Below are 20443 nucleotides of genomic sequence, written 5' to 3' on the forward strand. Positions count from 1 at the left end.
GTCTGTTTAGCTGAGAGTTCGTCTTTGGTTGTTCAAAGCATATTCAATGAAGTCATTGAATGGCAGGGGTTGGCTATAGTAGAAACCTTGTACTTCCTGACAGTTTAATTGCTCCAGCATTTCTTTTTGCGTAAGGGTTTCTACCCCTTCGGCAATAGAACGAATATTCATGGCGTTAGCCATTTCGATAATGGAACGAACGATTGCGAGGTCTTTGGGCTTGTCAATATCATCAATGAAGGATTTATCGATCTTCAATTTATTGACCGGAAAATGTTTGATGTAAGCCAAAGATGAATAGCCTGTGCCGAAGTCGTCAATCGCGATTTTGGTACCATGCTTGGAAAGCTTTTCTAAAATCTCGGTGACAGCAGTGTGATTTTCCATCAGGATGCTTTCAGTTACTTCCAGCTCCAGACACTCTGGGAGGCAGTTATTTCGTTTGATGGCATCTTCTATAAAATCTGCCAGGTTGGGGTCTTTGAACTGCAATGCAGATAAGTTCACGGCGATGAGTAATGGCTGTTCAAACTGCTCCTGGAAAGGTTGAACGTCTGAAAGCGCTTGCTGGATGAGCCACTGCCCTAGAGGGATGATTAAATTTGAGCTTTCTAGTGTTGGGATGAACTCAAGTGGTGGAATCAGAGAGCCATCCTCTTTTTGCCAACGAACCAATACTTCCGCACCAATGACTCTTCCTGTTTTGAGTTCTACCTGCGGTTGATAATAAAGTACGAATTCTTCTTTTTCCAAAGCGCGTGCTAAGTCAATTTCAAGGTTGCGCTCTTGAATGGCTCGCTCTTGCATTTCTCTTTGATAGAACTCAAAGTTGTTCTGGTCATTTTTTCGAGCACGGTTAAGCGCAGTGAGTGCCTGTTGGATAATTTCTTCCGGCGTATTTTGACTCTTAGTGTCGAAAAGCGTGACACCTAGTGAGATTTGGATGTTTATTTGTTCGTTAGCCAGTTGGAATGGCAGTTCAAAACGCTGATTAATCGCATTCATCGTATGATTGACTTGTTGATTGAGGCTGACCGTTTTACTGTTGTTGAGCTGGCATAAGATGGTGAACTCATCACTACCGATGCGGCTGATAGAGGTATTGATGGAATCTTTGAGTTGAATATTTTTTAAGCGATTTGCTGTCTCAATCAGGATTTCGTCGCCTGCCAAGTGTCCTAGCGTTTCATTCAGAGTCTTGAAGCGCTTGATGTTTACAATGACCAATATGACGTTAAAGGAAACGTTGGCTTGCTGTTCTTGCTGTAGGAACTGTTCGATTTTCTGCTTAAGGAATGAACGGTTCGCCAACCCGGTTAGATCATCATGGTTTTTTAAGTACGAAATTTCGGACTCTGCTTGCTTGCTTTGCGTGATGTCTATGCGATGCAGAATATAGTTTGTGATTCTCTGGTGCTCGTCAAAAACAGCGGTGATTGTCTGGTAAATTTGAAACTCGCTGCCATCTTTACGTCGGCTCCAAGTTTCACCATTCCAGCGACCCGTTTTATTGACAGTTGTCCAGATGTCATCGTAAAAAGAAACCGGGTGTTTGCTTGATCTAAGCATATCGGGGCGTTGACCCAAAACCTCACTTTCGGTATAGCCGGTCATTTCCGTGAATGCTTGGTTTGTTTTTAGAATCCTAACATCTTTATCGGTAATGATAATGGACTCTTGAGATTCGAATGCAATCGCAGAAATATTCTGAGAAGTTTGGTGAGCCTGTTCCGCCTCTCTAAATCTTAAGCGTTCAAGCGCCAGTCCGACTTCATCAATCAGTTCCTGAATGATTTTAACGATTTTTTCATTGAAAAAACGAGGTTTGAGGGCATAGAAAACAATGACAGCTTCCACTTCCGTACCACGCATAATTGGAAATGCCGCTAGAGAATGAACGCCCCATTTCATGGCTTCATTAAACCAAGGTTTTGAGGTTTCGGTTAGTGAATAGTCATTTTGAATGACCGCATTTTTTTTGCGGTAGGCAATACCCACAGCGCCTTGACCCTCAGGAAGTGTTGGGTCAACTGAAACCTGGATGTTGCCCAAAATATCTTGGCCAATGCCTGACATGGCGATAGGTTCTACCCAGTTGCTATTGGGCTGTTTTACCGCAACCCAGCATGATGGAATTTGGATATAGCGAATAATGATGTCGGTAATCGCTTGGTAGATTTCTTCTTTAGTTGCCAAAGCTGAAGCAGCATGGTTGGCTTCACTTAAGGCATGGTAAATGTTCTTTTGTTGTTCTAGGTCCTCGAGGGTTTGGATTAAGTTTTTATTCACATGGAACAGTCTGTACAAGGATAAGGAAATAAAAGTCAGGAACAACAAGCTGATGATGACTAATGTCAGGTTGTACCAGAAGCTCAGTTCAACATCTTGGCTGGTTTTAGTCTGGTAAAGTGCATGAATATTTAAAATATTTTCTTTAAGTGGCAGGTTAATAATCTGATGGTAAACGCCAGACAGTCTTTGCTGTAGATCAATGAGTTGTCTGCTTTGGAAGATTAAAGGTTTGCAGGCATCGATGGTAACCGTATTTTCAAATCTGTTTGTAATGTTTTCAAAATGATCAATAGTGCCTGTTTTGACAGACAATAAGGATAACTGGTTGGCATGAATTAGATCCGACAAGGCAATACGCTGAGCATTGGTGCTTAAATGACTCTGGCATTGCTCAAGCTCTTTTTGGAATTGAATGCGGCTTTGAGAAATTTGATGGAATAAAGGATTGAACTCTGACATCAAGCTTTTGAGTGTGCTGACAGTTTGTTCCAGTTTAAAAAGTGAATTGTTGAGTTGTGGGGTGTCATGGTCGTATGACTGAATTTCTGTGAGAAGCCTTTGAATGTTTTGCGCGTGCTTTGTGAGAGCCTGTGAGTTAAGTCTATGATCTTCAGAAAAGAAAATAACCGACTTTGAGAAATCGATTTCTTCGCCAATTAGTTCAATAGCGTTGTTAAGGATTAAATCTCTGTGTTTGATTTGGTTTGTTTTGTGAAAAAGGAAAGTTGCCAGCGTCAATAATGAAATGGCAAAAATCAGAATAAAGTATTTTCCATATTTGATAAAACGGTCGTTATAGAGTTTTTTCTTTTGGCTTAGTATCATGCACTACTCGGTGTTGACGATAATGTCGCGGTATGGAAATCGACGGTGTCTCTTTGTTTACGTAATGTGGCTCACATTTTCATTAATTTTTAGTGGAATTGCAAATTCCTTTCTTTTTAAAAGGTAATTGAATTGTGCCTTTACCTTGGAATAGTGAAAATATTGTGACCTGATAGCTATGTTAAGCATAAATCCGAGCGATGCAAGTATCCTTTTATATTTGCAACAATAATTTAATTGGCATTCAAAAGACAACTCAAGAGCAGCAACCGAAGAGATTGCTGTGTGAGGTTTGAAAAGTTTTTCAAACCTCTGACGAGTTTTTATTTAGTCTTTATAATAGTTGTGTACTGATCTTGAATAAAAAAGGAAAGGTTATGCCGGGAGAACGTTATTCGAATAACATTTCAGCAAGGTTTTGGTTGACTGGAAAGGATGACGCCTATGTGGGAATTGGAAGAATAACCTTACTGGAAAAAATTCAGCAACTGGGTTCAATTAATGCCGCGGCTAAAGATATGCAGATGTCATATAAAAAAGCATGGCGGCTTATTGAGGAGATGAATCAATTTTTTGATGAGCCATTAGTCGTTAAAGAGCAAGGCGGTAAGTCTGGTGGTGGTACGCAGTTGACTGAAAAAGGCAAGAATTTAGTCAAAGAATTTCGAAGAATCGAAAAAGGCTTGGTCGCGTTTTTGCAGAAAGAATCTTCACAATGTTCATTTTAGATTTAAAAAACTTAAATCTTTAATGAAATCAAACGAATTACAGCTTGACATTGTCTCAATAATCCATAAAATTCCACTTCTTTAATCCTTACCCTTATTGCCCGTTAAACAGTAAGTGTCTCGTTGAGGTGAAAACCTTGACGGTTAATTTGGATTACAATCATATTTTAGGACAAAGTTATGAAAACATTTGTTGCAAAACCAGCAGAAGTAAAACGTGACTGGTACGTTATTGATGCAGAAGGTAAGACCCTAGGTCGTATGGCTTCTGAAATTGCTGCGCGTTTGCGTGGGAAGCACAAGCCAGAATATACACCTCATGTTGATTGTGGTGACTATATCGTTGTTATCAATGCGGACAAAGTTGCTGTTACTGGTAACAAGCGTACAGATAAAATGTATCACCACGTGACTGGTTATGTTGGTAACCTAAAATCAACTAACTTCCAGAAGTTGGTGACTGAAAAGCCTGCTCGTCCAATTGAATTGGCAGTAAAAGGTATGTTGCCTCGTGGTCCTTTGGGTCGTGCGATGATGAAAAAATTGAAAGTTTATGCGGGTGTTGATCATCCTCATACTGCTCAACAACCTACAGCACTAGATATCTAAGAAGGAAAACATAATGGCAACAGAACAATATTACGGAACAGGTCGTCGTAAAAGCTCAGTCGCTCGTGTATTCTTGCGTGCTGGTTCAGGAAAAATGACTGTTAACGGTCGTGATATCAATGAGTACTTTGCTCGTGATACAGATCTTATGGTAATTAATCAACCATTTGCTGCAACTGAAAACATGGATAAGTTTGATGTTTATGTGACAGTGACTGGTGGTGGTACAACAGGACAAGCCGGTGCAGTTCGTCATGGTATTGCACGTGCATTGGTTAGCTATGAAGAAGCTAATCGTTCTGCGTTGCGTCAACGTGGTTTGTTGACTCGTGATGCCCGTCGTGTTGAGCGTAAGAAAGTTGGTTTGCGCAAAGCTCGTCGTCGTCCACAGTTCTCAAAACGTTAATATCTATTTTCGTTTTACAAGAAACCCGCCTAGTGCGGGTTTTTTTGTGTCTGCAATAATGGAGAAAGGATTGCACCAATATGGAGGTTGTTTTGTCCAAGTTGGAATTTATCGCTGTCTCAAAAAGGGTTGTGTTAAGTGTTGTTTGTATCTAAGTTATTGAAATTTAAGTTTATTATGATAATTGGCATCTTGATTTCTATGTGGTGTGTGAGTTTATGATTAACTTATCAAAAAATAAGGAAGCAAAATGAAAAAAACAGCACAATTAAAATCATTGGTTATGGCAATGGCTGTAGCAGGTTCAACAGTTGCAGCTCTAGCACCAGCTACTTCACAAGCAGGGGCTTCTGCAAATATCGGTGCAGTAACTAAGTATTACTTCCGCGGGTTGGCTCAAACTGATAGTGCAGCAGCTCAAGGTGGTCTAGATTATGACTTTGGTGATAGTGGCTTTTCAGTTGGGACTTGGGAGTCAAGCTTGTCTAATGGCGGTACAAACCAAGGCTTAGAGTATGATTTGTATGGTGGTTGGTCTGGATCTTTCTCTGGTCTTGATGTTGGTGTTAACTTAACTAGATATGGTTATACAAAAGACTTTAAAAAAGATGCAAATGCATTTGATTCATCATACTTAGAAGCTTCAGCGTCATTGGGTTACAAGTTTTTGTCTCTAGATGTTGCTACTGGTAGCCATGAAGGTGCGAGTCACAAAACTTCTGGAAGCGATTATAAAGATCAAACATATATGACGTATGCATTGACAGCAACTTATGCTGGTATTTCTGCAACTTATGGTGTGGGTGATAAATTCCTAGGAACAACAGATGGAAATGGAAGTCAAAACCATAACTGGATTGATGTATCTTATAGTACAGAAATTGCTAAAGGCACAGATGTAAGCATTAGTTATATTTCTATGCACAAAGATAAAAACAACTATGGCGCATCAAAAGGCTCTGATGAATCAATGATTGTTGGTATTACCAAGTCATTTGATCTATAAGTCTTAAGCTTAATAGTTAGTTAGTTAAAAGCGGGCATAGCCCGCTTTTTTTATGTCAAAAATCTACCAGGTTGGGGTGCTATTCTTTTTAATGTCTTGGTTGGGAAAGTTATTCTGGAAATAAATTATGCCAGAGTTGAATAGCGAAGATATGCTGTGCGATAAAAAAATAGGTGACAAAACAGCAAGGATAATAGTTTTAGAAGGTTCATTGAATGAGTTTTGAGTGAAAGCTTGGCGTATTAATGGAATTAAGCAGAAGTTTGTCTGAGAGGCGAGTTTTAGAGGTGGGTGAGGACTTCGTTTAATCGCACAGTAGGGTTGATGCTGAGTTGTACGAGGTTGAGGGGTAAATAATAGGTAATAAAAAAGGGCGATATCGCCCTTTTTTATTATGAGTAAACTTTAGAGTTTACATGCGCCGCCTGCGCATCCGTCATCTTCCTCGGCGTCTTTGGCGCCGTCACGGGTGTTGTGGTAGTAAAGCGTTTTAAGTCCCATTTTGTAAGCGTATAAAATGTCTTGTAATACGACTTTGATTGGAACTTTATCTTCGTCAAATTTTGCAGGATCATAGTTAGTGTTAGCCGAAATGGCTTGGTCAACAAACTTCTGCATAATCCCAACTAGCTGCAAATAGCCTTTGTTATCGGGAATTTGCCATAAAAGCTCATAGTCATTTTTATGTTCCTTAAAGCCCGGGACAACTTGTTTTAAGATGCCGTCTTTTGATGCTTTGACTGAAACATAACCTCGTGGCGGCTCAATACCATTGGTTGAGTTGGTAATTTGTGAAGAGGTTTCACAAGGCATAAGTGCAGTCAGGGTTGAGTTGCGCAAGCCGTGGGTTTTGATTTCTTCGCGAAGGGCTTCCCAGTCGTAATGAAGCTTTTCGTTACAGATTTCATCTAGGTCTGACTTGTAAGTGTCAATTGGTAAGATGCCTTGAGCATATTTGGTGTCATCAAACTGGCTACATTTTCCGACTTCTTTTGCTAACCCTAGAGAGGCTTTCAATAAATAGTACTGAATGGCTTCAAAAGTTTTGTGGACCAATGGATTTGCGGAACCATTAGAATATTTAACATGATTTTTTGCCAGATAGTAGGCAAGGTTTGTTACCCCTACCCCAAGCGTTCTGCGGCCAAGGCTAGCATGTTCTGCGGCAACCACTGGGTAGTCTTGATAATCCAGCAGGCTGTCTAATGCACGAACAATCAGATCCGATAGCTCTTCGAGCTCATCCAGATTTTCAATTGCCCCTAGGTTGAAGGCAGATAGCGTACATAGCGCGATTTCACCATTAGGGTCGTCGGCGGAATTTAGTGGTTTAGTTGGAAGAGTGATTTCCAGGCATAAGTTCGATTGATGAATTGGCGCTTTTTTGGCATCAAAGGAACTGTGTGTGTTGGAGTGGTCAACATTCTGAATGTAGATTCGGCCTGTTTGAGCTCGCTCTTGCGCGACTGTAGTTAACAGGTCTAGTGCTTTCACTTTTTTCTTGCGAATCTTTTCATCTGCTTCATAGATTTTATACAGGCGTTCAAATTCATCTTGATCGTTAAAGAAGGCATCGTATAGACCTGGAGCATCTGATGGGCTGAATAAGGTGATCTCGCCGCCTTCAATCATGCGCTGGTACATCAGCTTATTCATTTGTACGCCATAATCCAAGTGGCGAGCTCTATTTTCCTCAACCCCACGGTTGTTTTTCAGTACAACAAGAGATTCGATTTCAAGATGCCAGATTGGGAAGAATAGGGTTGCTGCACCGCCGCGCACGCCACCTTGCGAACAGGATTTAACGGCTGTCTGGAAGTGCTTGATGAACGGTATCATTCCCGTATGGTAGGCTTCACCACCACGAATTTCTGAACCAATGGCTCGTATGCGACCAACATTGACCCCGATACCGGCACGTTGAGAAACATATTTAACAATGGATGAAGACGTTGCGTTAATTGAGTCAAGCGAGTCTCCACACTCGATTAATACACAAGAGCTGAATTGTCGTGTTGGGGTGCGCACGCCTGACATGATAGGTGTCGGTAACGATAGCTTAAAGGTGGAGGCTGCGTCATAGAAGCGCTTGATGTAATCCAGTCGGGTTTTGCCTTCTTCCGCATCATTTGAATAATGAGCAAATAAACTCATAGGGATGAGCATATAAATAAATTGCGGGCTCTCAAATATTTGTCCTGTTACGCGGTTTTGAACTAGGTATTTTCCTTCTAGTTGTTTAACGGCTGCGTAACTGAAATCCATGTCGCGTTCGTGCTTGATGTAGGCATCAAGTTCGTCAAACTCGGCCTTTGTATAATCTTCAAGTAACTGTACGTCATACATGCCGCGTCGTATCATCTTATTGACGTGCTCAAACAGTGTTGGTGGTGTGAAGCGTTCAAATGCCTTCTTGCGTAAATGGAAGATTGCCAGTCTTGCTGCTAGGTGTTGGTAGTCTGGTGAGCTTTCTGAAATAAGATCGGCGGCAGATTTGATAATGGTTTCATGAATATCTGAGCTGCTGATGCCATCATAAAATTGTATATGAGACTTTAATTCAACTTCCGAAACGGAAACGTTTTCTAATCCTTCGGCTGCCCAAGTAATTACACGGTGAATTTTTTCTAAGTCAATCGGTTCTTTTGAACCGTCGCGCTTGGTGACAAGTAAATTTTCGTTCGACATGGCTACAATCTTTAATAAATTCAGAAGGTTAATAAAATGAGTGAGTTTTCTTGTTAAGAGAGTGCTTTATTTTATTGTGTGTAGAATGAGCATTTCTACTATATATAGTTTTTTTTGCACTGCTAAGCTCAAAATATAGTGGAAATGAAAAATGAATGCAACTGATAGAAATCAATTTATGGATAAAAATTTTTGTGTGTAAAAATGAAAAAAATTAATACAAAAAAAGCTTGAAAAAAAAGCATTTAAGGGGGTGCTTATTTGTTGTTAAGGTGTGTATAAATTAATAATACATAGGAGTCTTTTATAGAGGGGGTTGATGTTTGTGTTGTTGTAAAAAAACTACACTTTCAAATTTTGTTGTTTTTTTCTTAAAAAAAGTTGCATGACCATATAAAACTAAATATAGTTGCTCTCAAGTTCACGGTGACGTGGGCATACTAACTAACTATTTATAGGGTATAAATGATGAAAAAGAACATTATCGCTCTAGCAGTTGCTTCTGCTATCGCTGCGCCAGTTGCTATGGCTGACGCTCCTACAGTTTATGGTCAAATCAACCAAGCTTTCCAAGTAAGTAAAGAAGTTAAAAATCAAGGAACTAAGTCTAAAAAAGATTCTGGTATGTTCCTAAAGTCTTATGCTTCACGTTTGGGTGTAAAAGGTTCTGAAGATCTAGGTAACGGCTTGAAAGCAGTTTATGGTATTGAGTTCGGTGTAGGTATGGTTGATGGTTCTACTATCTCTAACCGTAACCAATTTGCTGGTATTGCTGGTGGGTTCGGTACTGTTATCATCGGTCGTCATGACACGCCTTTCAAAATGGCTCAAGGTTATGATGCATTTAACGATAAAGAATTCGATAACAACTGGTCTAAGCTAGGCGTTACTAAAAACTCTGGTGAACTTCGTACAAACAATGCTTTAGCATATGTTTCACCTTCTTTTAGTGGTGTTAAAGTTATTGCTGCATTTGTTCCAAAAGAAACTGGTGGTGACACTTCTAAAGAATCTTCAATTACTGATGTAATTTCTGCAGCAGTAACTTATGGTTCTAAAAAGAAAGGTTTGTACCTATCTGGTGCAATGAACTCTTTCTCTAAAGCGTTCAATGGTTCATCTACTTCTACAGGTGAAGCTGCAACTGAAATGCGTTTGGTTGCACAGTATGCTGTTGCTGGGTTGACTGCAAACGTAACTTACTCTGACTTCTCTGGTAAAGCTATAAAAGATACTTCTCAGGAAGGTAGTGAGATTGCTATTAATGCGGCGTACAAAATGGGTGCGTTCACACCTCGTTTGAAGTACTCAATGGTTGATCGTAAGGCTAAGAACTTTAACGGAACTGAAAAAGACTCAGCTGGTAACGTAATTGCAGCTTCAACTGCAATGAAAGATGGTACTGGTATGGGTGTAGGTGTTGATTATGCTCTAGCTAAATCTACTAAAGTTTACGCTGACTATATGTCATTGTCTAACATTCAAGGGCTTAAGAAAACTGACACTTCTGTAGTTAACGTTGGTTTCCAAGTTAAGTTCTAATTTAATGCTGTCTTAGGGCAGTTTAGTTAGAATAAGAAAACCCCGCTTCGGCGGGGTTTTTGTTATCTAGAATTCTGTTTTGTTAAGGGTATACTGAAACGTATCTTTGACAAAGCGGAATGCGTAAAACAGGTATTTGAAATGAAAAACAGAAGTTGCCAACCTTGTACAGCCTGTTGTGATGGTTGGGTGCAAATAGAAGTGAAAGGCTGTGAGGCTTACCCAGGTCATCCATGTCCACATAGCACAGGAAAAGGCTGTGATGACTATGAGAATAGGCCGGTGAATCCGTGTCAAAATTTTGAGTGTGCCTGGGTAAAATCTGGTAGCTTTTTACCAGATGATTTTCGCCCTAATGAGTGTGGTGCATTGGTAATTGATAATGTGCTGGTTTGGCAAGGGCTAAAAGTGGATTTGGCGGTTCCTGTTGGTAGGGAGATTCCTCAGGACACGTTAGCTTGGTTAATGCAAAATGCCGAGCGAACCATGCGGCCATTGATTTATCAAATGCAAGATCCTGAAGATGAGGAAACACAGAAGGATCCGCTTACCTTGGCATATGGTCCGCCTGCTTTCCAGCAGTGGGTTGTTGAGCAACAGCAGGCTGGTAACAAGCTGTGGTAGCAAAATCCATATTATTTGCGTAAACTGACGTATAATTCATCATATTTCTGTCGGGTTGGAGAAGACAGTTCTTTATGATGTTTAAAAGGTTTGAGTCACTATCGAGTCAGTCGTTATCCTGTTTGGAGAAGCGCTTTCCATCAATTCGAAACCATTCAAAACAATCCGGTTTTATTTTGATGGTGATGCTGATTTTGATGTTGCTCGGTGCCGCGGCCTATTTTGGTAATTATGCAAAAAACTATGGGTTTACTCATCGCCAGCATGATGTTCAAAAGAGCCTTCAAGAGCTTAATTTTATTAAGCAACAACTTTTGACTTACGCTGTTTTTCAACCTGAGCTTTTCCAAAGTAATCTGGTCTCTAATACTGTAACAAATACTGAAATTTCAGCTATTCCCTCTCCTGGTTATTTTCCTTGTCCTGACATGGATGGAGATGGTGCTTTGTCTGGAGCGGAAAGTCCATGTAGTAATCCCAGGGTGACTGGGAATGATGCCACAGGTTTTGACTATGGCTTTTTACCTGTGCAGTTCAAGACACGTAATTTCTTTTTAAAAGACATCTCCCCTAAGGAATTCTATTACGTCGTCGCAGATCGTTTTGTAAATGCATCTGGCGACTACAACAATACCACAACACATCGCTATGCGCCTCTGAACGCAGCTCTAACACCATCCAGTGGCCCTGATTTAGGAAGCCCTACAGCATTGCCCGACAATACTTTGCCTTGGTTACAGGTAAATGGTTCTGGTAACTATGTTGTGCTGATTATTGCGCCGGGTGTACCGCAAACATTTCCAGATGGAACGTCTCAAGATAGAACCTTGTCAGGCGATGCAAAAACAGTTGTTAGGCAGTATTTGGATATGCGTTTTGATGCTTCAGGCAACAAAATAGATAATGGGAACGCAGCCGGCGCTCGGTTTTTCTACTCTGGACAGCAATCAAGTCCTACGGTCAATGATATGGTTGTAGGCATTACGTTTGATGAATGGAAAGCAGCGATGGAGGCCAGAATTAAGGTGCAAAAATCTGCTTTGTGCAGCTTGTCTCCAAGCATTGCACACTGGTTTAATGATTACAGTGCGGTGAGTAACCCGGCGGGAAGCAATTGGCGAGACCAATTTATTGATGGTCAGGCGGTATGTCCATGAGGAAGGCGCGCTATTCCTGCATGAAAGGCTTTTCATTGATTGAAATTGCTTTGGCGTTGCTTTTGGTAGGGATTTTCTTTACCAGTATGTTTGCCTCTACTTCTGCTCTTACGCTGGTTGAAAAACAACAGAAACAAGAGAATGAGATGTCTGATATTCATCAGGCAATGTTGACCTATTTAAAGGTGAATCATCATTTGCCTTGCCCAGATACCGATGGTGATGGAAAAGAGAATAGAAAGATTACTTCTGGCGTGGCAGTTTGTAAAAGTCGTTCAGGCACGTTGCCTTATCTTGATCTTTCTGTTGGTGGAAAGGATGTTTGGGGAAGTGCCTATTATTACCAAGTGAATGCAAGGGCTGAAAATAAGAAATATGTGAACGATATGTGCCAAACATCCAGTGTATTTGGTTCTGAGGGGGCGGTAACGGTATCCAATAAACTGGCGTATTGTTCGAGTGCCCATGTTTATTACTGTCAGGGCTGTGATAGCGTTTGCAGTTCGGCGTGTAAAACAGGTGGTAGTATTGACGTGTCCAGCTTTAATGCACCACCTTATATGCAATTAGGGACACCTCCTATTGGGTCTGATAAAGCTGGGAGTGGTACAAACTCTCACAAAAACCTATGGCTAGAAGATGCCTCTGGAAATGAAATAGAAAACGCCTTGGTTTACGTGGTCGCGTCGTTTGGTGCCGATGGGTTGGTGACTTGGGATAATTGTCAAAAAGCGAGTAGCGCACGCCAAAAAGAGAATTGCGATGGTGATGAAGTGTTTAGTGAGACCAAAGGCGATAATCAAGATTTTTTGGATGCTATGACGGTGCTTGATGCCAAACGAGCCTTGCTAGAAGTGGGGGCAATAAAGTGAATCGAAAAAGTGTGGATTACAGTCAATCATATCGCAAGCAATCTGGTTTTAACTTGGTTGAGTTGGCATTGGTGCTGGTGATTATCGGTATTTTGAGTGTCGGTGGGTTTCAAATGATACAATCGCAGCGCGACAGCGCAAAATACAGTAGCTCAAAGCAAAGCTTGCAGCAGGTTAAACAAGCTTTGTTAGCGTATGCATTGGTGAATCAATATTTGCCTTGTCCAGACACTAATCAAGACGGTAGAGAGAATCGTAACGGTTCAAGGTGTACGGCAGCTACCGGGCGACTACCCTATATTGATTTAGGGTTGAATAAAGCCAATGTATCTGATGGCTGGGGGAATCCTATTCGGTATGCAGTCAATCAAGAAGCGGCATCGGGTAATATTTGCGCGCAAAGTGCATCGCCGCCAGCAGGAAGAGCAGCAAACTATTTCTGCAATACGCCAACGGCGCCCCAAACCGCATTACCGCAGTTTGATCTAAACACTTTACCTACTCAGGTGGTGCCAAGTACGGGGGACTATTCCGTTTGTGATGCCTCTGTCAATAATTGTACGGCAGCATCCAGCATGGCTGCGGATAATCAATCGGTTGTATTGGTTGCTTTCAACAAAGATGGCTATATCTCTAACTGTAATTCGCTGAGTACTCAAGAGCGTGAGAATTGTGATACAGATACGCTTTACTGGGCAGCAAGGTTTAATAACAGTAGCACAGCATTTTTTGATGACACGATTGAAACCATTTCTGGTTACGATATTAAAAAAGCTTTTCTGGAAAACAATCCGATGGCATTGCAGTGATAGGGGGGAGTCTGGGCAAAATATTTATATTTAAAGGCGTTATTATTTATTAAAATACAGTATTATTTACGTAAATTGCCTTAAAGATATAAGTTTGTAGAATAAGTGAGGAGAGATACATGTCGCAAACAAATAAAATGCAGTCGCAAAAAGGTTTTACACTGGTTGAGATTGCAATCGTATTGGTAATCATCGGATTATTGCTGGGTGGTGTTTTGAAAGGACAAGAGTTGATTCAGAATGCCAGAATCAAGGCAACGCAATCTGAAGTGCAGCAATGGGGCGCAGCTGTCGCTTCCTATCAGGAAAGGCATGAAAATAGATTGCCAGGGGATGATAATACTGCGACAACCAATGCTGGTAACGGTAACGGGCAAATCACCGGTGGTGAGCGCACCGTGGTGTTTCAACATTTGGCGCTTGATGGGTTGATTAAAGGGAACTATACCGGAACAAATTACCCATCCAATAAATGGGGTGGTGAAGTTCAGATTTTGACTAATACTCCAAATGGAGTCTTTGCCTTGGCGGTTTGTTATACAGGCTTAGATCAAGAGACAGCGACAGAATTGGACACCAAAATGGATGACGGTAACGGTGCAACTGGTGATGTGCGTCGCAACAACTCTGCTGCCTATACAGCAACCAACAACACAGTTTGTTTCAGAATGTAATCAAAGCTATTGTTGTGATGAAACCCGGCTTAGTCCGGGTTTTTTGTTTTATGGGGTTTGTTTTATTGTGTGGTAAGGCGTTTAAACATTGACCCAACCTGGCAGATTTTGCTAGAATACGCGCCCTAAAAATGGATATTTATCAATAACTTCTGTTTGCTTTGAACGGCATTTATCCATGCATTTTTTAGGGTTTCTTGTTACGTTTTTGCTGTTTTCCTTTACTTGGACTTAGGTTTTTTATGTCAGACACTTCACACGAAGAACTCGCCGCCCGAAGGGGTAAGGCGAGAAATGCTTCTCCATTCACTGGCGGTTTGTTTATCAAGACTTACGGATGTCAGATGAATGAATACGACTCTGATCGTATGGCGAAATTGCTGGAAAAAACCTACGGGCTTGGAGCGGTTGAAATGCCTGAGCAAGCGGATATGCTGATTCTCAATACTTGTTCGGTGCGTGAAAAAGCACAAGAAAAAGTGTTTGACGAATTGGGGCGCTGGAAAAAATGGAAAGCCGAAAAGCCTAATCGTATTATTGCGGTAGGGGGCTGTGTTGCTTCACAGGAAGGGGAGGAGATTCGTAAGCGCTCACCCTTGGTGGATGTGATTTTTGGCCCTCAGACTTTGCACCGTTTACCGGCAATGATCGACGAGGCCTTATCGATGCGCGATGAAGCTGCACAGGATAAGAAGTTCAAAAAACGCGCCGTTATCGACATTTCCTTCCCAGAAATCGAGAAGTTCGATAACTTGGCTGCACCAGAGTCTAACGGCGTGTCCGCCTTCGTTTCTGTGATGGAAGGGTGTTCTAAATATTGTACTTTCTGCGTGGTGCCTTACACCCGTGGAGAAGAGTTCAGTCGTCCATTTGCTGATGTGATGGCAGAAATTGAAACGTTGGCAGAGCAAGGTGTGCGCGAAGTCAATCTTCTTGGGCAAAACGTTAACGCCTATCGTGGTGTCATGCCGGATGGAGAGATTGCTGACCTAGCGGTGTTGATTCATGCCGTAAGAGCCGTAGAAGGCATTGATCGTATTCGTTACACCACATCGCACCCAAATGAAATGACGCAAAGTCTGATTGATTGTTATGCGGAAGTGCCAGAGCTGGTGTCACATTTACACTTGCCGATTCAGTCTGGCGCGGACCGCGTGCTGGCGATGATGAAGCGTAATCATATGGCAATCGAATATAAAGCAACTATTCGCAAGATTCGCAAATTGCGTCCTAATCTGAGCTTGTCCGGTGACTTTATCATTGGTTTCCCGGGAGAAACTTGTGATGACTTTAAAGAGACCTTAGCGCTGGTTAAAGAGTTGAACTATGACCGTTCTTTCAGCTTCATCTATAGCCCACGTCCAGGAACCCCTGCGGCAAGTTTGCCGGATGATGTTGAAATGCATACCAAAAAACGACGTCTTCAAGCCTTGCAAGATATGCTGAATGAACAAACGGCAGCAATCAGTAAGTCGATGGAAGGAAGTGTTCAGCGCGTATTGGTTGAAAGTCTGTCGCGCAATTCAACAACGGAAGTTTCTGGTCGCACGGAAAATAACCGTGTCGTGAATTTTGAAGGTTCGCCGGAACTCATTGGACAATTTGTCGACGTAGAAATCCTTGAGGCTTATGCCAATTCGCTTAAAGGCAAGCTTATTGCCACGCCAGAAGCTGAGAAGTTTGCGCAGCGCCAATACTACGCAGTGTGAGTTTTAGCGAGCACTCATAGACGATCGGTTAAAGGGCACCTCGAATAACCCCCGATGGATTCTGGCAACGCCAAATTTGACAGGACAAGGCGAGAAGTTGAAGCAATGTCTAGACCTTGTGAGACTTCGCAACGCAGGGCTGTCGAACTTGGCTAAGCCCCTTCGGGCGAGATTTAAAGGTCACTTCTTCGTTGTTGTGCGCTTTGACCTTAGAATGACTAAACTCGGCAACGCTCGTCTAGAAGAAGTGGCCTTTAAGTCTCGCAGAATCTCATTGGTGTTTTTTCGAGATGCCCTAAATTCTTCATTGTATTTATATCAGTAATTCATTAAGATTTTGTAATCGATTTCAAATAAGGCAATATCAGGCTTTTGACAACCCTTCATACCATACAGTTCCAACTCTCTCCCGAACAGAATGATGCTTTGGTGAATCTTTGCGGCTGGCAAAGTGAGCACATCGCTCAAGTTGAGTTACGCCTAGGGGTTGAGATCAACCATCTTGGCTTTAAATTCAGTGTCACCGGGCTTCCTGAAAGATTGGTGAAAACGGAAAGCTTTCTGCGTGATTTGTACGCGCAAGCTTTAAAAGAGCCGCTTGATCCTGAAAAAATACACATGGCGTTGCAGTCCGTTGGTTATGACGAAGCCAAAACGGTGGATGACTCTGAAGTCCTCATCAAAACCCGTAAGAAAACCATCAAGACCCGTAACCCGAATCAATCGAACTATCTCAAATCCATCCAGCAGTATGATGTGAACTTCGGTATTGGTCCTGCAGGAACGGGTAAGACTTATCTGGCGGTTGCAGCGGCAGTTGAAGCGCTGGAAAGGGAAGATGTTCGTCGTATTATCCTGACGCGTCCAGCGGTTGAAGCGGGTGAGAAGCTTGGTTTTCTTCCTGGAGATTTGAATCAAAAGGTGGATCCTTATTTGCGCCCACTATTTGATGCACTGTTTGAGATGCTCGGTTTTGAACAGGTTGAGCGTATGATCGAACGCCATATTATAGAAATTGCCCCTCTGGCGTTTATGCGTGGACGCACCTTGAATGAAGCCTTCATTATTCTGGATGAGGCGCAAAACACCACCACCGAGCAAATGAAAATGTTTTTGACGCGTATCGGTTTTGGCTCGAAAGCGGTTATCACCGGAGATATTACCCAGTGTGATTTGCCGAAAAGTCAAAAATCAGGGTTACGTCATGTCATAGAAGTATTAGAAGGCGTGCCGGAGATTGGCTTTACCTTTTATCAATCCAAAGACGTTGTTCGCCATACCCTTGTACAAAAGATTGTTCAGGCTTACGATGTCTTCGATAGAAGGCAGTCTGAAGGAGCGGCAGGATGATTCATATAGATTATCAAGTCGAATTGGTTTCCGGCGAATCCATTGAACTACCGACACTGGAGCAATGTGAGTCTTGGGTGGCCGCCTCATTGATGCAGGATTGGGCTTCCGGTGAAGTTGAGATGGTGATTCGTATTGTCGAAGAAAACGAAAGCCAGACTTTGAACCGAGATTATCGCGGGAAAGATTGCCCGACGAATGTACTGTCTTTTCCGTTTGAAAACCCACCGGGATTGTTGGAGCTGGAAGAAGAGTTGCCTTATTTGGGTGATTTGATCATTTGCGCACCAGTTGTAGCGCGCGAAGCGGCGGAACAACATAAGCCGATTATTGCCCATTGGGCACACATGATTGTGCATGGTTGCTTGCATTTGCAAGGGTATGACCATATGAATGATGCTGAGGCCGAGGAAATGGAAGCGCTGGAAACGGAGATTTTGACGGGACTGGGCTTTGACTCGCCGTATCAACCAATTGAAGAATAGGTTTTAAACACTTGCCATTAAAATGTCATTTTTAGTGGCTAAGATAAATTGCAGATTGAGAGCTTTGCATGAGTAGGGCGCGAGGGAAAAATGAGATTTCAGTCATTTTTATTCGTGAACCCATCTCGTGCAAAGCTCTCATATTAAGGAGAAAACAGCTCGCATGAGTAGTGACACTAGTAGCGGCTCTTCGTGGCTTGAAAGATTTGCAAAGATTTTTTCAGGCGAACCGGAGAGTCGGGAAGATTTAGAAACCCTTTTGGAAGAAGCAGAAGCTCAAGATCTGATTGAGCACGATGCCTTGATGATGATTAAGGGGGTGTTAAATGTGTTCGAAACCCGTGTGCGGGATGTCATGGTGCCCAAGGTTCAGCTGAGCTTTGTCGATGAGGCTGACCCAATCGAAGTGATTTTGGATAAGATTCTGGAGTCTGCCCATTCCCGTTATCCCGTTTTTTCTGCGGATACCGATGAAGTCGTTGGTATCTTGCTGGCAAAAGATGTATTGCAAGCTGTGACCAAACATAGTTTGACAGAATTGTCTCAGTTGAGAGAGTTGTATCGTGCGCCGGTCATGGTGTCGGAAAGTAAACGATTGAATATACTGTTGAAGGAATTCAAGAAAAGCCGTAACCACATGGCGCTCGTCGTTGACGAGTATGGTGAGCTTGCAGGTCTGGTAACGATTGAAGATGTGTTGGAAGAAATCGTTGGTGACATCGAAGATGAACACGACGAAAGTGAAGATAACATTCAAAAGCACATCTCAGGCGGTTACTTAGTGGAGGCGATTACGTCCCTTGAAGACTTTAACAAGTTTTTCAAAACTGATTTGGAAGATGAGCAGTTGGAAACGATAGGTGGTTTGATTTCAAAAGACCTGGGGCGCATTCCTTCCGAAGAGGAAGAGTTTGAGTTTGCAGGCCTGATGTTTAAGGTTTTGAAAGCCGACGGACGTCGTGTTGATTGCTTTATCGTTTCACCATTGGAAACCGGTGAAGGCGTCTCGCAACCGGCGGATTAATTTGTTTATCACACTCTTGCGGTGTTAATAATGATAAAAATGGAAGGAGCAGTGTTGCTCCTTTTTTATGTTAACTTGAAGAACTGTTCATGAAATTTTTTAAAGCGATTGCAAAGCCTTTTACTGTTTTTAATCCTGACCGTTCTGCCCTCTATGCATTGGTATTGGGAGCGGCAAGTGTCCTGGGGTTTGCGCCCTTTAATATTTCGCCGGCCATGTTGGCAGCTTTGATGGGGTTGTTTTTCTTATGGCAAAAAGCTGAAACCAGTTTTGAAGCCATGCGTATCGGCTTATGGTTCGGGTTGGGTATGTTCGGTTTAGGGACTAGCTGGCTATTTTCCAGTATGTACTTCTACTCTGGCATGAACATCATAACTTCCGCTTTGGCGACCTTTGTTTTTGTTCTGTTCCTGTCGCTTTATCTCTTAATCGCCGGGTTAATCGTTGCGAAACTCAAGCAAACCAATCCAGACAGACAATGGATCGATCTGGCGATAATGATGCCGTTGGTTTGGGTGTTGATGGAATGGATTCGTGGTTCTTGGTTTACCGGTTTTCCTTTTCTCTTGGCGGGTAACACGCACCTAGGTACTTGGTTAGATGGTTATGCGCCGGTGTTTGGTGTGTTGGGTGTTAGTTGGGCGATAGCGACTTCCGCAGGGTTGTTTGTGTTGTTGCTCAAGTCGAGACTATGGCTACCCATCAGTGCAGCATTTGCTTGTATTTGGTTGTTGGGTGCTGGCCTGAAACAAATCACTTGGGTGCATCCAGAAGGAAAACCTATCAAGGTGGCGTTGGTTCAAGGCAATATTCCGCAAGATAAAAAATGGCTTGCATCCGAGTTCATGCCTTCGATGAAAACCTATGTCAGTTTGACGAAAAAGAGCATGGATGCGGATGTCATTGTCTGGCCAGAAACCGCGATTCCTGCCTACTTCGATTTGGTACAAGAGGGTGTTTTAAATTCCTTTATTCGTGATGCTAAATTACTTGAGAAAGATATTTTGCTCGGTGTGATTGCCCGAACAGACGACCATGAAAAATATTACAACGCGCTGGTGAACGCTCGTAATCCTCAAGAGTTTTATTACAAAAAACACTTGGTGCCATTCAGCGAATATTTCCCATTTTCCAATTTCTTCAAGGCATTGAGCTTGTTGTTCAATATTCCATTCTCCGAGTTTAGCGAAGGCGATGTGGTGAATAAGCCCATGAAGTTGGGGGGGCAAATGGCAGGTGTGACCATTTGCTATGAAATTGCGTTTGGCGATGAGATGGCAAAAACCGTCGCGAAGACGCGTTACCTGATTACGGTGAGTAACGATGCGTGGTTTGCCCATACTTTCGAGCCTGCACAACAGGTGCAGGACGTACAAATGCGCGCGCTGGAGTTGGGGCGTGAAATTGCTCGTAGTACCAATACCGGCTATACCATGATTGTCGGTGTGGATGGTCAAATCAAAGCCAAAATTCCTGCCTATAAAGCCGGCGTATTGAAAGGCGATGTACAGCCTTATGTTGGCGAAACTTTCTTTGCTAAGTGGAAACTGCTACCGATTCAGATATTGATGGCGATTGGGTTGGTGTTTGTACTAGGGGCAAGACTTTATAAGTCACGGAAAAAGGCTGTTTCCGCTGAGTGA

17 protein-coding genes are annotated in these 20443 nt (G+C 42.4%); 15 read left to right on the top strand and 2 right to left on the bottom strand.

Annotation, left to right across the window (positions count from 1 at the left end; translation table 11 throughout):
- Positions 1 to 6: 6 nt before the first annotated feature.
- Positions 7 to 3117 (bottom strand): EAL domain-containing protein, encoded by a 3111-nt coding sequence (locus F8R13_RS06885; protein WP_152832952.1) that lies wholly within the window; start codon positions 3115 to 3117, stop codon positions 7 to 9.
- Positions 3118 to 3494: 377 nt separating this feature from the next.
- Between F8R13_RS06885 and F8R13_RS06890 the strand changes: the two genes are divergently transcribed.
- From F8R13_RS06890 to F8R13_RS06905, 4 genes are all read left to right on the top strand, one after another.
- Entirely contained in the window at positions 3495 to 3845 is a 351-nt protein-coding gene (locus tag F8R13_RS06890; RefSeq protein WP_152832954.1) for a winged helix-turn-helix domain-containing protein, read from the top strand.
- Positions 3846 to 4025: 180 nt separating this feature from the next.
- Positions 4026 to 4454: a 50S ribosomal protein L13 gene (gene rplM, locus F8R13_RS06895; RefSeq protein ID WP_029912699.1), complete on the top strand. Its 429-nt coding sequence runs from the start codon at positions 4026 to 4028 to the stop codon at positions 4452 to 4454.
- A gap of 13 nt (positions 4455 to 4467) precedes the next feature.
- On the top strand, positions 4468 to 4860 hold the full coding sequence (rpsI, locus tag F8R13_RS06900) for a 30S ribosomal protein S9 (RefSeq protein WP_152832956.1): 393 nt from the start codon (positions 4468 to 4470) through the stop codon (positions 4858 to 4860).
- Between the two features lie 250 nt (positions 4861 to 5110).
- A complete protein-coding gene (locus F8R13_RS06905) occupies positions 5111 to 5866 on the top strand; it encodes a TorF family putative porin (protein WP_152832958.1) in 756 nt (251 codons plus the stop codon).
- A 405-nt stretch (positions 5867 to 6271) separates the two neighbouring features.
- On the opposite strand, the gene nrdA is transcribed toward F8R13_RS06905, so the two are convergent.
- Positions 6272 to 8554, bottom strand: a complete 2283-nt coding sequence (gene nrdA / locus F8R13_RS06910) for a class 1a ribonucleoside-diphosphate reductase subunit alpha (RefSeq protein WP_152832960.1) — start codon at positions 8552 to 8554, stop codon at positions 6272 to 6274.
- 468 nt (positions 8555 to 9022) lie between these two features.
- Here nrdA and F8R13_RS06915 point away from each other — a divergent pair, with 468 nt between their 5' ends.
- From F8R13_RS06915 to lnt, 11 genes are all read left to right on the top strand, one after another.
- Entirely contained in the window at positions 9023 to 10096 is a 1074-nt protein-coding gene (locus F8R13_RS06915; RefSeq protein WP_216642609.1) for a porin, read from the top strand.
- 141 nt (positions 10097 to 10237) lie between these two features.
- The gene (locus F8R13_RS06920; RefSeq protein ID WP_152832963.1) at positions 10238 to 10720 is read left to right on the top strand and encodes a hypothetical protein; all 483 of its coding nucleotides are present in this window, start codon (positions 10238 to 10240) and stop codon (positions 10718 to 10720) included.
- Between the two features lie 74 nt (positions 10721 to 10794).
- On the top strand, positions 10795 to 11877 hold the full coding sequence (locus F8R13_RS06925) for a hypothetical protein (RefSeq protein ID WP_152832965.1): 1083 nt from the start codon (positions 10795 to 10797) through the stop codon (positions 11875 to 11877).
- Positions 11868 to 12749, top strand: a complete 882-nt coding sequence (locus tag F8R13_RS06930; RefSeq protein ID WP_152832967.1) for a hypothetical protein — start codon at positions 11868 to 11870, stop codon at positions 12747 to 12749. The genes F8R13_RS06925 and F8R13_RS06930 overlap by 10 nt, the downstream gene beginning before the upstream one ends.
- Positions 12746 to 13558, top strand: coding sequence for a type II secretion system protein (locus tag F8R13_RS06935; RefSeq protein ID WP_152832969.1), 813 nt, complete (start codon positions 12746 to 12748; stop codon positions 13556 to 13558). The genes F8R13_RS06930 and F8R13_RS06935 overlap by 4 nt, the downstream gene beginning before the upstream one ends.
- A 119-nt stretch (positions 13559 to 13677) precedes the next feature.
- Positions 13678 to 14232, top strand: coding sequence for a type II secretion system protein (locus F8R13_RS06940; protein WP_216642610.1), 555 nt, complete (start codon positions 13678 to 13680; stop codon positions 14230 to 14232).
- Between the two features lie 242 nt (positions 14233 to 14474).
- Positions 14475 to 15941: a tRNA (N6-isopentenyl adenosine(37)-C2)-methylthiotransferase MiaB gene (miaB, locus tag F8R13_RS06945; RefSeq protein WP_152832971.1), complete on the top strand. Its 1467-nt coding sequence runs from the start codon at positions 14475 to 14477 to the stop codon at positions 15939 to 15941.
- A 372-nt stretch (positions 15942 to 16313) separates the two neighbouring features.
- Positions 16314 to 17291, top strand: a complete 978-nt coding sequence (locus F8R13_RS06950; RefSeq protein WP_152832973.1) for a PhoH family protein — start codon at positions 16314 to 16316, stop codon at positions 17289 to 17291.
- On the top strand, positions 17288 to 17776 hold the full coding sequence (gene ybeY / locus F8R13_RS06955; RefSeq protein ID WP_152832974.1) for an rRNA maturation RNase YbeY: 489 nt from the start codon (positions 17288 to 17290) through the stop codon (positions 17774 to 17776). The genes F8R13_RS06950 and ybeY overlap by 4 nt, the downstream gene beginning before the upstream one ends.
- A gap of 163 nt (positions 17777 to 17939) precedes the next feature.
- Positions 17940 to 18800 (top strand): HlyC/CorC family transporter, encoded by an 861-nt coding sequence (locus F8R13_RS06960; protein WP_152832976.1) that lies wholly within the window; start codon positions 17940 to 17942, stop codon positions 18798 to 18800.
- An 89-nt stretch (positions 18801 to 18889) separates the two neighbouring features.
- Positions 18890 to 20443 (top strand): apolipoprotein N-acyltransferase, encoded by a 1554-nt coding sequence (gene lnt / locus F8R13_RS06965; RefSeq protein ID WP_152832978.1) that lies wholly within the window; start codon positions 18890 to 18892, stop codon positions 20441 to 20443.

The organism is Hydrogenovibrio sp. JE_KL2, assembly GCF_009296185.1.
Lineage (GTDB): Bacteria > Pseudomonadota > Gammaproteobacteria > Thiomicrospirales > Thiomicrospiraceae > Hydrogenovibrio.

What these genes read in the sequence shown, in the direction of transcription:
- F8R13_RS06885 (WP_152832952.1), bottom strand. Translation starts at nt 3,117, where the DNA reads ATGATACTAAGCCAAAAGAAAAAACTCTATAACGACCGTTTTATCAAA.
- F8R13_RS06890 (WP_152832954.1), top strand. Translation starts at nt 3,495, where the DNA reads ATGCCGGGAGAACGTTATTCGAATAACATTTCAGCAAGGTTTTGGTTG.
- rplM (WP_029912699.1), top strand. Translation starts at nt 4,026, where the DNA reads ATGAAAACATTTGTTGCAAAACCAGCAGAAGTAAAACGTGACTGGTAC.
- rpsI (WP_152832956.1), top strand. Translation starts at nt 4,468, where the DNA reads ATGGCAACAGAACAATATTACGGAACAGGTCGTCGTAAAAGCTCAGTC.
- F8R13_RS06905 (WP_152832958.1), top strand. Translation starts at nt 5,111, where the DNA reads ATGAAAAAAACAGCACAATTAAAATCATTGGTTATGGCAATGGCTGTA.
- nrdA (WP_152832960.1), bottom strand. Translation starts at nt 8,554, where the DNA reads ATGTCGAACGAAAATTTACTTGTCACCAAGCGCGACGGTTCAAAAGAA.
- F8R13_RS06915 (WP_216642609.1), top strand. Translation starts at nt 9,023, where the DNA reads ATGAAAAAGAACATTATCGCTCTAGCAGTTGCTTCTGCTATCGCTGCG.
- F8R13_RS06920 (WP_152832963.1), top strand. Translation starts at nt 10,238, where the DNA reads ATGAAAAACAGAAGTTGCCAACCTTGTACAGCCTGTTGTGATGGTTGG.
- F8R13_RS06925 (WP_152832965.1), top strand. Translation starts at nt 10,795, where the DNA reads ATGATGTTTAAAAGGTTTGAGTCACTATCGAGTCAGTCGTTATCCTGT.
- F8R13_RS06930 (WP_152832967.1), top strand. Translation starts at nt 11,868, where the DNA reads ATGTCCATGAGGAAGGCGCGCTATTCCTGCATGAAAGGCTTTTCATTG.
- F8R13_RS06940 (WP_216642610.1), top strand. Translation starts at nt 13,678, where the DNA reads ATGTCGCAAACAAATAAAATGCAGTCGCAAAAAGGTTTTACACTGGTT.
- miaB (WP_152832971.1), top strand. Translation starts at nt 14,475, where the DNA reads ATGTCAGACACTTCACACGAAGAACTCGCCGCCCGAAGGGGTAAGGCG.
- ybeY (WP_152832974.1), top strand. Translation starts at nt 17,288, where the DNA reads ATGATTCATATAGATTATCAAGTCGAATTGGTTTCCGGCGAATCCATT.
- F8R13_RS06960 (WP_152832976.1), top strand. Translation starts at nt 17,940, where the DNA reads ATGAGTAGTGACACTAGTAGCGGCTCTTCGTGGCTTGAAAGATTTGCA.
- lnt (WP_152832978.1), top strand. Translation starts at nt 18,890, where the DNA reads ATGAAATTTTTTAAAGCGATTGCAAAGCCTTTTACTGTTTTTAATCCT.